The 13,607-nt window shown below is 40.1% G+C and carries 13 protein-coding genes; 9 read left to right on the top strand and 4 right to left on the bottom strand.

Annotated features, from left to right (window positions below; all coding sequences use genetic code 11):
- Positions 1-155: 155 nt before the first annotated feature.
- Genes I6F41_RS17720 through rph form a run of 3 tightly spaced genes read right to left on the bottom strand, consistent with a single transcriptional unit; the run spans position 156 to position 1,968 of the window.
- Complete coding sequence (locus I6F41_RS17720; RefSeq protein ID WP_011329424.1) at positions 156-536, bottom strand: diacylglycerol kinase; 381 nt, start codon at positions 534-536, stop codon at positions 156-158.
- Between the two features lie 55 nt (positions 537-591).
- Positions 592-1,236, bottom strand: coding sequence for an orotate phosphoribosyltransferase (gene pyrE / locus I6F41_RS17715; protein WP_089368835.1), 645 nt, complete (start codon positions 1,234-1,236; stop codon positions 592-594).
- An 18-nt stretch (positions 1,237-1,254) separates the two neighbouring features.
- Positions 1,255-1,968 carry a ribonuclease PH gene (gene rph, locus I6F41_RS17710; RefSeq protein WP_011329426.1) on the bottom strand — a complete coding sequence of 238 codons (714 nt, stop codon included), beginning with the start codon at positions 1,966-1,968 and terminating at the stop codon, positions 1,255-1,257.
- A gap of 163 nt (positions 1,969-2,131) precedes the next feature.
- Between rph and I6F41_RS17705 the strand changes: the two genes are divergently transcribed.
- The 6 genes from I6F41_RS17705 (at position 2,132) to I6F41_RS17680 (ending at position 8,533) form a co-directional block, all read left to right on the top strand.
- On the top strand, positions 2,132-2,992 hold the full coding sequence (locus tag I6F41_RS17705; RefSeq protein ID WP_011329427.1) for a YicC/YloC family endoribonuclease: 861 nt from the start codon (positions 2,132-2,134) through the stop codon (positions 2,990-2,992).
- Between the two features lie 116 nt (positions 2,993-3,108).
- Complete coding sequence (gene gmk, locus I6F41_RS17700; protein WP_011329428.1) at positions 3,109-3,729, top strand: guanylate kinase; 621 nt, start codon at positions 3,109-3,111, stop codon at positions 3,727-3,729.
- A gap of 125 nt (positions 3,730-3,854) precedes the next feature.
- Positions 3,855-4,130 carry a DNA-directed RNA polymerase subunit omega gene (gene rpoZ, locus I6F41_RS17695; RefSeq protein ID WP_011329429.1) on the top strand — a complete coding sequence of 92 codons (276 nt, stop codon included), beginning with the start codon at positions 3,855-3,857 and terminating at the stop codon, positions 4,128-4,130.
- A gap of 128 nt (positions 4,131-4,258) precedes the next feature.
- Positions 4,259-6,367, top strand: a complete 2,109-nt coding sequence (gene spoT, locus I6F41_RS17690) for a bifunctional GTP diphosphokinase/guanosine-3',5'-bis pyrophosphate 3'-pyrophosphohydrolase (protein WP_011329430.1) — start codon at positions 4,259-4,261, stop codon at positions 6,365-6,367.
- A gap of 12 nt (positions 6,368-6,379) precedes the next feature.
- Positions 6,380-6,772 (top strand): RidA family protein, encoded by a 393-nt coding sequence (locus tag I6F41_RS17685; RefSeq protein WP_011329431.1) that lies wholly within the window; start codon positions 6,380-6,382, stop codon positions 6,770-6,772.
- 153 nt (positions 6,773-6,925) lie between these two features.
- Positions 6,926-8,533 (top strand): DUF342 domain-containing protein, encoded by a 1,608-nt coding sequence (locus I6F41_RS17680; protein ID WP_011329432.1) that lies wholly within the window; start codon positions 6,926-6,928, stop codon positions 8,531-8,533.
- Between the two features lie 102 nt (positions 8,534-8,635).
- Here the strand turns inward: I6F41_RS17680 and asnA are convergent, their stop codons facing one another.
- Entirely contained in the window at positions 8,636-9,631 is a 996-nt protein-coding gene (asnA, locus tag I6F41_RS17675) for an aspartate--ammonia ligase (protein ID WP_182684580.1), read from the bottom strand.
- A gap of 191 nt (positions 9,632-9,822) precedes the next feature.
- On the opposite strand from asnA, the gene asnC reads away from it, so the two are divergent.
- The 3 genes from asnC to recG are packed head-to-tail and all read left to right on the top strand — an operon-like array spanning position 9,823 to position 13,149.
- Positions 9,823-10,281 carry a transcriptional regulator AsnC gene (gene asnC / locus I6F41_RS17670; protein WP_011329434.1) on the top strand — a complete coding sequence of 153 codons (459 nt, stop codon included), beginning with the start codon at positions 9,823-9,825 and terminating at the stop codon, positions 10,279-10,281.
- A gap of 39 nt (positions 10,282-10,320) precedes the next feature.
- Positions 10,321-11,007 carry a tRNA (guanosine(18)-2'-O)-methyltransferase TrmH gene (trmH, locus tag I6F41_RS17665; protein WP_011329435.1) on the top strand — a complete coding sequence of 229 codons (687 nt, stop codon included), beginning with the start codon at positions 10,321-10,323 and terminating at the stop codon, positions 11,005-11,007.
- 60 nt (positions 11,008-11,067) lie between these two features.
- Positions 11,068-13,149, top strand: a complete 2,082-nt coding sequence (gene recG / locus I6F41_RS17660; RefSeq protein WP_182684579.1) for an ATP-dependent DNA helicase RecG — start codon at positions 11,068-11,070, stop codon at positions 13,147-13,149.
- Positions 13,150-13,607 lie beyond the last annotated feature (458 nt).

Below are 13,607 nucleotides of genomic sequence, written 5' to 3'. Positions count from 1 at the left end.
GAGATCCGAAAACAGATCAACTGTTTTTTAAAGAAAACTTGAAATAAACTGCTGTTCGCTGAGTATTTGAGCTAAACATGTTAAAAATACAACATAACTAGCAAGCTATTAACAACTAAAGATATTTTTATACCTTCTCATATTTAAAAGTAGGGTTAAACGATCTTTATATAAAGGCTAATGCCCCAGATGATCACGACGATCGACAATGCAAGTGTTACTGCTGCAGATCCCATATCTTTGGCTCTACCTGATAATACATGCCGCTCTGTGCTTACCCGATCGGTTAGGGCTTCAATTGCGGAGTTTAATAATTCGACTATAAGCATAATCAGTAGCGTACTAACAAGTAGTGCCCAATGAAGTAATGACGAAGCTAACCAAAATGATAGTGGTAACAAAATAATGCATAGGAGTAGCTCTTGTCTAAATGCGACTTCTTCTTTAAACGCGGCTTTAAAGCCAAGGTACGAACAATAGCTTGCTTTAAAAACACGCTTGAGACCGAGGCCATTTGGTTTTAATACATCTTTCATTAATAAACTCTATAAATGAAGGTCAAAATAAAGCCCCGCATTGCGAGGCTTTTATTTACGCTACACCATATTGGTCGCGGTAAGCTTTAACTGAGGCTAAATGCTGATCCATAGTCCCTTGGGTTTCAAGGTAACTAATTAGATCTGCTAGTTTTACAATAGAGATGACTTTGGTATTAAAGTCTCGTTCAACTTCTTGAATAGCTGATAACTCGGCTTTACCTTTTTCTTGGCGATCAAGGGCGATCAATACACCACTTAGATCTGCGCCATTCTCTGCGATAATTTCCATCGACTCACGAATAGCAGTGCCGGCGGTGATCACATCATCCACTAGCATGATTTTACCTTTAAGTTCAGAGCCTACTAATGTGCCACCCTCACCGTGTGCTTTTTTCTCTTTACGATTAAAACAATAAGGTACATCTTTATTGTAATGATCTGCTAAAGCAACTGCGGTTGTCGTTGCAATAGGAATACCTTTATAAGCAGGGCCAAATAATACATCGTACTCAATGGCGGCATCTTCTAATGCTGCAGCATAAAAACGGCCTAAACGCGCTAAATCTCGTCCTGTATTAAATAAACCAGCATTAAAAAAGTACGGGCTAGTGCGGCCTGACTTTAAAGTAAATTCACCAAACTTTAATACCTGCTTTTCTAAAGCGAACTCAATAAACTCTATTTGATAATCTTTCATATACAGTGATCCTTTGCGTTATGCTAATGCTTGCTTTTGTACGTCGATAATTTCACGAATAGAGTGCTTAGCTAATGTAAGTAACTCATCGAGTTCGTCGAACGAAAACGGTTCACCTTCGGCAGTTCCTTGAATTTCGATAATTTTGCCGGTTTCGGTCAGAATGACGTTCATATCGGTTTCTGCTGCTGAATCTTCTATGTACTCTAGATCACTAATGGCTTGGCCTTTATAGATGCCTACCGAAATTGCTGCAATCATGTATTTAAGTGGGTTTGAATTGATCATCCCTTTAGCACGCATATGCGTAAGTGCGTCAACTAATGCAACACAGGCACCACTAATAGATGCGGTACGTGTTCCGCCATCAGCTTGAATAACATCGCAATCAATAGTAATAGTGTTTTCGCCAAGCGCTTTTAAATCAACAGCAGCACGAAGTGCACGCGCAATTAAGCGTTGAATTTCCATAGTACGACCGCCTTGTTTTCCACGCGCCGCTTCACGGGCATTACGTGTGTGCGTTGCACGCGGTAACATACCGTATTCTGCATTGATCCAACCTTTACCTTGGCCTTTCATAAAACGAGGTACACCCGATTCAACTGTGGCAGTACAAAGCACCTTAGTATTACCAAACTCAACAAGTACTGAGCCTTCTGCATGCAAAGTATAATTACGTGTAAATGTAACAGGTCTAATTTGGTTAGCTGTTCTTTCGCTTGGACGCATTGACGATCCCCTTAATTCAGAATTTGCGACATTATAAGTGCATGTCGGTGTAGATGCCATGCTGATTGTAAAATATTCAGTCTATTAAATTTTCCCTAGAGCTTAAGCAGTGTTACGGTATAATCATTGTAATATTGTATTTATTAATTTTAGGAAACTATCCATGATCCACAGTATGACTGCTTACGCGCGTCGCGAAATAAAAGGCGATTGGGGCACCGGCACTTGGGAAGTTCGTTCAGTGAACCAGCGCTACCTTGAAACATTTATTCGTGCCCCAGAGCAATTTCGTGGCATGGAGCCAGTAATTCGTGAGCGCTTACGTAAACATTTACAACGCGGTAAAGTTGAAGTTTTCTTAAAGTTTGTAGCAAACCCTGCGCATGTTGGCGAGCTGTCAATAAATGAAGCACTTGCAGAACAGCTAATAAATAGTGCTAAGTGGGTACAACAACACAGTGATGGTGACATTAACCCAGTTGATATACTACGCTGGCCTGGTGTTATGGAAGCACAAGAGCTTGATATGGATAGTGTAAATACTGCTCTTATTGCAGGCTTTGACCAAGTAGTAGAAGATTTTAAATCTGCACGTGGTGATGAAGGTGAAAACCTACAAGAGATGATAGCTACTCGCCTTGAAGCTATTTTAGAGCAAGTAGCTATTGTAGAAACGCACATGCCTGAAATTGCCAAATGGCAGCGCGAAAAGTTAGCGCAAAAACTCGAAGACTTAACGGCTAATATTGACGAATCACGCCTTGAACAAGAGCTTATTTATTTAGCTCAAAAGCAAGATGTGGCTGAAGAATTAGATCGCTTAAAGTCGCATGTTAAAGAAACCAAAAAAATTCTTACAAAAGGCGGGGCATGTGGTCGTCGTTTAGACTTTATGATGCAAGAGTTTAACCGCGAAGCAAACACATTAGCATCTAAGTCTATCAATAGTGACATTACTACTGCCGCTGTAGAGCTGAAAGTGCTGATTGAGCAAATGCGTGAGCAAATTCAAAATATTGAGTAATGCTTTAATGCTCAAGCCTTAAACTTGAGCATTAAGGGTTAATTAAAGTACAATAGTGTTATTAAAGGCTTGAGTTATTTATAACTCAAGCCTATTTATTTTAGATAGAGAAAAACATGGCTCAAACTCGCGGAAACTTATTTATTTTATCGGCACCATCGGGAGCGGGTAAATCAAGCTTAATAAATGCGTTATTGAAAAAGCATACGGATATGAAGGTATCTGTATCACACACGACTCGCGCTAAACGACCTGGTGAAGAGAATGGTGTACATTACCATTTTGTATCAACCGATGAGTTTAAAGCACTCATAACTAAAGATGACTTTTTTGAATGGGCGCAAGTGTTTGATAACTACTATGGCACATCAAAACAAGCTATTGAGTCGCAACTAGATGCTGGTATTGACGTGTTTTTAGATATTGATTGGCAGGGCGCGCAGCAAGTGCGTAAAATTATGCCTAGTGTACAAACTATTTTTATTTTACCGCCTTCAAAAGCAGAACTAGAGCAACGCTTGAATAACCGTGGCCAAGACTCGCAAGAAATTATTGCTGGGCGTATGGCACAAGCGCAATCAGAAACGTCACATTACAACGAATACGACTTTGTAATTGTTAATGATGACTTTGATACTGCACTAACCGACATAGAAACAATTGTTATGGCGCAGCGTTTAACATTAAAAATGCAAAGCGTTCGTCATCAAAGTTTACTAAATAGCTTACTTAAATAATGTAAGCTTTGCTTATATTGCTATTAAGCAAGTAAAACAGATAAAAATTAACCACTGGCTATTGGCGAAACAGGCTGCTTGCAGTAAACTACGCCTTTGCTTTTAAATTATTTTGGAGTGCTGAGATGGCCCGCGTAACAGTTGAAGATGCAGTAGATGCAATTGGTAATCGTTTTGACTTAATTTTAGTTGCGGCCCGTCGTGCCCGTCAAATTGCTGTTGGTGGTAAAAGACCACTAGTAGACCCTGAAAACGATAAGCCTACGGTAATTGCTTTACGTGAAATTGAATTAGGTTTGGTAGATAGCTCATCAATGGACGTTATTGATCGTGAAGAGCAACAACATCAAGAAGCAGCTGAATTAGCTGCTGTTGCTGCTATTGTTGGTGGCAACCAATAATCGACCTCCCGGTCTGATTTTAGCCAACGGCGCAGTATTTCTTCACTAGCCGTTGGCAATCCTGTCTTTTCATCGTATATTCTTAACTTACCGTTTCCTATTTGCTTCACAAGAACATTGGAGTGTGAATGTATCTTTTTGAAGGTCTTAAAAAGAAAATCTCAGAATACTTGCCAGCCGCCGACGTTGAGCTGGTGCAAAAAGCCTATGTGGTAGCCCGAGAGGCCCATGAAGGACAAACTCGTTCAAGTGGCGAGCCCTACATAACTCATCCTGTTGAAGTAAGCCAAATTCTTGCAAGTATGCATCTTGACCATGAAACACTTATGGCTGCGTTGATGCATGATGTTATTGAAGATACTAATTTTAGCCAGCAAGACTTAGCTGAAATTTTTGGTGATACTGTTGCTGAATTAGTTGAAGGGGTAAGTAAGCTCGATAAACTTAGCTTTAAAGATAAAAAAGAATTCCAAGCTGAGAATTACCGCAAAATGATTATGGCAATGACCCAAGATATTCGGGTTATTTTAATCAAGCTTGCCGATCGTACGCACAATATGCGCACATTAGGCTCACTACGCCCTGATAAGCGCCGCCGTATTGCCCGCGAAACATTAGAAATTTATGCGCCAATAGCCAATCGTTTAGGTATTCATGATATTAAAAATGAGCTAGAAGACTTAGGTTTTCAGGCTTTATATCCGATGCGTCATCGTGCACTTAAATCTGAAGTAGCTAAAGCACGAGGTAATCGCAAGGAAGTTATTTCTAACATTCAAAACGAAATAGAAATGCGTCTTGAGCAATCAGGAATAAAGGCAACTGTGTCTGGCCGCGAAAAGCATATTTATAGCATTTATAAAAAAATGCTTAATAAAGAGCTGCTATTTAATGAAGTAATGGATATTTATGCGTTTAGAATCGCGGTTGAATCTATGGATATCTGTTATCGCGTTTTAGGCGTAGCGCATAATTTATATAAACCAATTGAAACACGCTTTAAAGATTATATTGCCGTGCCAAAAACAAATGGCTACCAGTCTTTACATACCTCTTTGGTGGGTCCGCATGGGATTCCGGTTGAAATTCAGATCCGTACCCATGACATGGATCATATGGCAGATAAAGGGGTCGCTGCACATTGGATGTATAAAAAAGCAAATGATGGTGGCGCTGGAAGTACTGCACAGCAACGTGCACGCCAATGGATGCAAAGCCTGTTAGAGTTACAGCAAAGCGCTGGCTCGTCGTTTGAGTTTGTTGAAAATGTAAAAACTGAATTATTCCCTGAAGAAATTTACGTATTTACACCTGATGGTCGTATTATTGAGCTACCTATGGGCGCAACAGCGGTTGATTTTGCTTATGCGGTACATACTGACGTGGGCCACACTTGTGTTGGCGCACGTGTTAATCGCAAACCTTACCCGTTGAGTAAACCAATTGATACAGGGCAAACGATAGAAATAATTACCAGCTCTGGCGCTCACCCTAATGCAACTTGGCTAAACTTTATTGTTACAGGTAAAGCGCGCTTAGGGGTTCGTAATTACCTTAAAAGCCAGCATCACGAAGAAGCACTCCTTTTAGGCCGACGTTTACTCGATTCTGCATTGGGTGAAAGTAAGCTCGACAGTATTGCCCAAGAAAATATCGACAGAGTACTTAAAGAGCATGAGCTCACTACAGTACAAGCGTTATTAGTTGAGATTGGTTCTGGAAATTTAATGAGTATGCTAATTGCAAAACGTTTATTGCAAAACGAGGATGGTGATGTAGCCAATATTGCCAAGCAAGCTAAGGCAACCATTATTGGTACTGAAGGCATGCTGGTTAACTATTCTAAATGCTGCCGCCCTGTTCCTGGTGATGCTATTACTGCACACATCAGCCAAGGTAAAGGACTAACAGTTCATCGCCAAGAATGTAAAAACATTCGTGGGTGGGAAAATGATCGCTCTAAATACTTAGTGGTTAAATGGGATGACAACCCTGAAAAAGAATATATTGCGGCTTTACGTGTTGAAATTATTAACCACCAAGGTGCACTCGCTAAGTTAACTAATGTGGTTGCGACAACACAAGCTAATATTGTAGAAATTGCCACCGATGAAAAAGAAAGTAATTTATACGTGATAGATTTAGGGATTACCGTTAAAAACCGTATCCATGTTGCTAATATTATGCGTCGCATTCGTGTGATGCCTGATGTGCAAAAGGTCTATCGTAAAAAGTAAAATAGGAAACACATGAATAAAGCATTTATCTCTACCGACAAAGCACCTGCTGCAATTGGCACTTATAGCCAAGCAGTTAAAGTAGGCACTGCTGTTTATTTATCTGGTCAAATACCCTTAGTACCTGAGACGATGGAAGTCATATCAGAAGACTTTGCGCAGCAAACACACCAAGTATTTAAAAATATTGCTGCGGTATGTGAAGAAGCAGGTGGTCAAATTCAAGACTTAGTAAAAGTGAATATTTACCTTACCGACTTATCTAACTTTGCAATAGTTAACGAAGTAATGAGCCAATACTTTAAAAAACCATACCCTGCCCGTGCAGCTATTGGTGTAAGAGCTTTACCTAAAAATGTACAAGTTGAAATTGATGGAATTATGGAGTTACCTTCAACTAACTAATTTATTCTAAGAGCTATAGCCAAAGCTATAGCTCTTATTCTGCTACTTCCTGCGCATTATTACCCTCAATTCTTGACTCAAAAGTAAATTTCTAGCACTCTATTATTCTGTCATATAAACAAACTTAACTTTGATAGTAAAAAGGATTAACTCGTGTTTAAGCTTGCTCATAATGGAAATGTATTACTTGATATCGGTAAGCACTCGCCCCCTTCAGCCGCTTTTATAATTGAAGCACTAGAAGAGTCGAATTTTTGTGATTGTAAAATAGATTATGACTCTATAAATAACTTTTTTAAAAGTAAAAACCCTGAGCCTATCTTAGTAGTAGCAACTAAACACGATGCAATATTAAGCGTGACTATTAGTGATGACAAAATGCTCGCTATTGGCGAATTAACACTAGCTCAAGGCGGTAATGTTCTTAGTTTAGATGATGCAAAAATGCAGCTGGTAAAAGCGCGAGTAGCAAGAGGTTATAAACAAGCTTTTTTAGAAAAACTCCTGCAAAAACAATTTGAAATGCCTGCCGGAAGCTCAACTAAAGGCATTTTGGCTAAAGGCAGATTACCTATTGATGGCCAAGATACTAAATTTAATACTTTAGTAAAAACCCTTAAAGATCGTCTAAAAACACCAAAACTAAAAGATGATGGCAGTGTTGATATGCGCGACTTTGGTAAATTAGCCAGTGTAAGCCCCGGCGAAACACTTATTCGCCAGCAACCAGCCACGCCAGGAAAAGAAGGGTTTAATGTACTTGGCGACTTACTCCCAGCTAAATCAGGCGAGATACTTTCTTTAGTTTCTGGTGAAGGCACTGAAATATCAAAATCTAACCCACTTGAACTTGTCTCTACTATTGCTGGTGTACCGGTTGAAATAAATAATGGCATGCGTGTTGATGATATTTTTACCATATCGGAAGTTACAGTAAAAAGTGGTCATATTGATTTTAATGGCAGCGTTATTGTTAGTGGCAACATTGAGCCAGGTATGCGAGTAAAGGCTAAAGGCGATATTACTATTTTTGGTACTGTTGAGTCTGCACAGTTAACAGCCGATGGTAACATTACCGTAAAACAAGGGATTATTGGCCATTATAAACCTGAAGATAAATCACTCTCTTGCACGCTCAACTGCAAAGGTGACATCTATATTTCACATGCACAATATAGCTACCTTGAAGCAACTAATATACTCATTGAACGCCAAGCAAGTCACTGCTCAATTAAGGCTGTTAATCTACTACAAGTTGGTCAAGCAGAGCTCCCCAAGGGTAGGCTGTTTGGCGGAGAAGTGCTAAATGCAACAACCCTTATTGCTGGGGAAATAGGCAATGAATCGGGGGCAAAAATGGTCATTAACTTAGCTGCATCGGGGGCCGAAATCACTGCTGATACCGATAATTGCTTTCAAGACTTAGCAAATACCGATAAACAACTTGATACCTTACAAGCCGCATTAGAAAAAGCCGATTTACTTAAGGATATAGAAAAAAAGAATATGCTTATTGGGAAAATTGGCGCGACTCAACAGCATTACTGCCAACAAGCCGAGCAGTTAGAAAAGCGCTTATCAAACCTAGAAAATAATTTACATGATTTATTGAATAATGCCAATTTAGCAGTTAACAGTGTTTTACATTCAGGTGTAGTGATACATATTTTTGATAAAGTACTCAAAACAACGCGAACTTATCCTCCGTGTAGTGTAAAGCTACAAAATAATAAAATTGAGGTAGAATTTAAAACGCATTAAAAATGAGTGCTTTTGAAGCACTCATTAAATCAACCTACTTAACTAAGGGGCTATTTAAATTTGTTAAATTGCCCAAGCAGTTATGCTAATTGGCCTTATTATTTATAACAAGCCATCAAATGCAGCATGAGTTTGTTGCGGCCATGCACTCACTTGTACTTGGCCAATATGTGGTTTTTGTAATAACAACATAACAAGACGAGATTGACCAATACCACCACCAATTGTTTGCGGAAATTTATTTTGTATTAATGCCTTATGCCAATCAAACTCTAAACGGTCTTCGTCACTCGTCATACTTAATTGTTTTTGCAACACATCTGGACTAACGCGGATCCCCATAGAAGATAGCTCAAATGCGTCTTCTAATAATGGGTTCCACACTAAAATATCACCATTTAATCCTGCGTATTTGTCACAGGTTGGCGTTGACCAGTCATCGTAGTCTGGTGCTCTTACATCATGAATTTTACCATCACTCAATTTACCACCAATGCCAATTAAAAATACCGCCCCGTACTCTTGTGCAATCGCTTTTTCTCGTTGCTTAGCACTAAAATCTGGGTACATTTCTCGCAGCTCTTCGCTATGTACAAATGTAATACTGCTTGGCAAAAATGGCGTAATACCAAATTTATCGCTAACAAATTGTTCCGTTTTTTTAATACCGGTATAGATTGCTTCAACTGTTTGTTTAAGTGTAGTTAGTGTGCGCTCGCTATCTTGGCAGATCACCTTTTCCCAATCCCATTGATCAACATATACTGAGTGAATAGGACTCAACGAGTCTTCATCTGGGCGTAACGCCTTCATTTGTGTATAAATGCCTTCACCATGAGAAAAGCTATGATCTCCTAATGTTTTACGTTTCCACTTTGCAAGTGAGTGCACTACTTCGTAACGGCTATCTGGAATAGCTTTTATATTTACAGCTACCGCATTTTCATGGCCACTTAAGTTGTCTTGAGTGCCATCGCCCACTCGAGCAAGTATAGGAGCTTGTACTTCTATTAATCCTAATTGCTGCTCTAGTTGCTGTGAAAAAAAATGCTTAACTTGACTTATTTGCTGCTGCTGCTGCACATAAAGTGAACTCATAATAATTGGCCTCATTCCCAGTTATTGTACTTTCGTAACTCATTGCGTCTTAAATAACGCTTCAATATGGTTATCGTAACAATTTAATTATTTAATTCAATAACCCACAATAAAAATAGCTTTAATATATTAAAAGCATCAATTAAATGCTATAAAACATTAAGATTCAATAATCAAAGAGTGTAAAGGTAATGGAAAATTATCAAATCGATAATCTCGATAAACAGATTCTGCATGCATTAATGGCCAATGCACGCACACCCTACGCAGAATTAGCAAAACGTTTTAATGTGAGTGCCGGCACAATTCATGTTCGTATTGAAAAAATGAAGCAAGCGGGGATCATCACAGGAACTCAGTTAACTATCAGCACCAAGCAGTTGGGCTATGACGTGTGCTGTTTTATTGGGATTAATTTAAATAGTGCACGCGACTATCCGCAAACCTTAATTAAACTAGAAGCACTAGAGGAAGTTGTTGAAGCTTATTACACCACAGGTAACTACAGTATTTTTATCAAAGTAATGACTCGCTCAATCGATCATCTGCAAGATGTACTGATAAATAAAATACAAGCAATTGAAGCTATCCAATCAACGGAAACTCTTATATCGCTACAAAATCCAATTAGCCGCACAGTAATGCCTTAACACTAAAAATCTCGTATAATTACTGAAAAAAGGATAATCATGCAGCAAACTCGCTATCAAAGAATCGCAGACGTACTTTCGCGCCGACAAACTGACCTAACAGTGTGTTTAGAGGACGTACATAAACACCATAACCTTTCCGCTATCGTAAGAAGTGCAGACGCCGTAGGTTGTCATCATGTGCATGCCGTATGGCCAGAAAATCAAAAATGGCTTACTAATAATACCTCTGGTGGTAGTAAAAACTGGCTGGAAACACATTTACATAAAAATATTGACGATGCGGCAACAGCCATGCGTGCTCGTAATCCCGATATACAAATACTCGCGACTCACTTATCAACCGATGCCGTTGATTTTAGAGAAATAGACTATACTAAGCCAACCGCCATTATTGTCGGCCAAGAAAAAACAGGGATCTCAGAGCAAGCTTTAAAACACGCTGATCAAAACATTATTATACCCATGCAAGGGATGGTGCAATCACTTAATGTATCCGTTGCAGCTGCATTAATACTCTTTGAAGCTCAACGTCAGCGCGAACTTGCAGGCCTTTATAGTCGCAATATGCTGAGTGATGAAATTAAACATCCCATTTATTTTGAAGGGTGTCACCCTATTATTGCTCGGCAATGTAAGCTAAAAAAGCTTCCCTACCCACCACTCGATGAGCACGGTGAAATAGTGGCTGATGAACAGTTTTGGCAAGCTTTAAAACATGCTTGATGCCACGTCGCACTATAAGTACACTTAACTCACTTACAAATAATAAGATTTGAGCCCACCTTGTCTAAACCTAGCTTAAGCCAATACCCAATAACAGAACTCAAAGGCGTTGGCCCTAAAATGGCCGAGCGATTGCTAAAGCTAGGTATTTCTACAGTACAAGACATGCTGTTTCATTTACCTCTTCGCTATGAAGACCGCACCCGGCTTTATACTATAAACGAGCTTTCATTACACAGCCATGTAAGCGTGGAAGCAACAATTGAAACAAGCCAGATCACCTTTGGTAAAAGGCGCATGCTAGTTTGCCAAATAAACGATGGCACCGGCAGACTTACACTACGATTTTTTAATTTTACCGCGGCACAAAAAAATGCCCTCAGTGCAGGAAAAATAATACGTTGTTTTGGTGAAGTTCGCCGTGGCCGTGTAGGCTTTGAAATGAGTCATCCGGAATATAGCATAAGCGACACACCCAATGAGCAGCCTACGGCTACAACGCTTACTCCGGTTTACTCAACCACTGAAGGTTTAAAGCAATTATCAATTAGAGCACTTAGCGATCAAGCTATTAATCTATTGCAAAAATATTCAGTAGAGGAGTTGCTTCCAGCGCAATGGCAACCTTCTAATTTAGGGCTAAGTGATGCCTTACTATTATTACATCGCCCGCCTAACGACATAGACGTAATTGCACTTGAACAAGGTACTCATCCGGCTCAGCAGCGGCTCGTTTTTGAAGAGCTACTAGCGCAAAATCTCAGCTTGTTAAAAATACGCCAACAAGGGCAACAAGTTAAAGCTGTCAGCTTAAATCCTAACAACGCATTAGAAAGCCAATTTTTAGCGCAACTCCCTTTTGATCCAACCAATGCACAAAGTCGTGTAGTCACCGAAATTAAAGGTGATTTACAACAGCCTTACCCTATGATGCGTTTAGTACAAGGCGATGTTGGCTCAGGTAAAACATTAGTAGCAGCATTAAGTGCATTGACTGCTATAGCACAAGGTTTTCAGGCAGCTTTAATGGCTCCTACCGAAATTCTCTCCGAGCAGCATGGGATTAACTTTAATAACTGGTTTAACCAATTAGGTATTACAGTTGCCTGGCTTGGAGGTAAAACTAAAGGTAGAGAACGTGTAGCTACACTTGAAAAAATAGCCTCCGGTGAGGCGCAAATGATCGTCGGCACTCATGCGTTATTTCAAGACGAGGTGAAATTTCATAATCTCGTGCTTATTATTATCGATGAACAACATCGTTTTGGTGTTCATCAACGATTATCACTGCGTGAAAAAGGCCGCTTTGGCGACTGTTACCCACATCAACTAGTCATGACAGCAACACCTATACCTCGCACACTTGCAATGACCGCTTACGCCGATTTAGAGACCTCTGTAATAGATGAATTACCACCGGGTCGAACACCCATAACAACAGTGGCATTACCAGACACTCGTCGAGGCGATATTATCAAGCGCGTTAAATTAGCCTGCCATGAGCAAGGCAGGCAAGTTTATTGGGTATGCACGCTCATTGATGAATCAGAAGTGCTGCAATGCCAAGCCGCCGAAGATAGCGCGCAGCAATTAAAAGAAGCCTTACCAGAGCTAAACGTAAGCCTTATACATGGACGGATGAAAGCTGCAGAAAAACAAGCCATTATGAGTGAGTTTAAAGCTGGTAATATTCATGTTTTAGTCGCAACCACAGTCATTGAAGTAGGAGTGGATGTACCTAATGCCAGTTTGATTATTATAGAAAACCCTGAGCGTTTAGGTTTAGCACAATTACACCAACTACGTGGTCGAGTAGGGCGTGGAGCTACCGCTTCGCATTGTGTACTTTTATACCATGCACCTCTCTCACATACAGCACAAAAGCGTCTGGGCGTGTTAAGAGATAGTAACGATGGTTTTGTTATAGCTGAGCGAGACTTAGAGATCCGCGGCCCTGGTGAAGTGCTCGGCACTAAACAAACCGGTTTAGCTGAATTTAAAATTGCCGATCTAACCCGCGACAAACACACTTTAAATCAAGTCAGGCCAATAGCGCAGCAAATGCTAATACAGCACCCAAAACAAGTAGATGTACTTATAAGTAGATGGCTTGGTAATAAATCCAACTACGCACTAGCTTAAAACTGCGCTCTTTCACAATATTGAGACTACCCCTAGTACTTTCCAGCTTAAACTTCACTTTTCTGCAGACGTAAAAAAGCCCGATTATTTTCAATCGGGCTTTCTCGATTTGGGGTCGGCGCGCTACTTCGTAGCGACAACGCAGTAGAATGTCGTGGTGCCCACAGCAGTGGAGAGTCACAGTGCAAATGCTAAACACTCTTTGTGTCGGGGCGGCCTTCCGCGGGGCTCGCCTTCGAGCTGTTTTGTTTGATATAGAGGAATACAAATGCCGTAGAGCACAGGATGTGCAGGAGCGGCCACTACTGAGTACGCATGGGTTTTTGGCTATTTATTAAATTGCAGACGTAAAAAAGCCCGAATCGTTAAATTCGGGCTTTTTACAATTTGGAGCCTGGCAATGTCCTACTTTCACATAGCAAATGCTACACTATCATCGGCGCTGTTTCGTTTCACTA

It is taken from the genome of Pseudoalteromonas sp. SCQQ13 (genome assembly GCF_015864415.1).
Lineage (GTDB): Bacteria > Pseudomonadota > Gammaproteobacteria > Enterobacterales > Alteromonadaceae > Pseudoalteromonas > Pseudoalteromonas nigrifaciens.
This window is presented reverse-complemented; position numbering and strand designations above follow the sequence as displayed.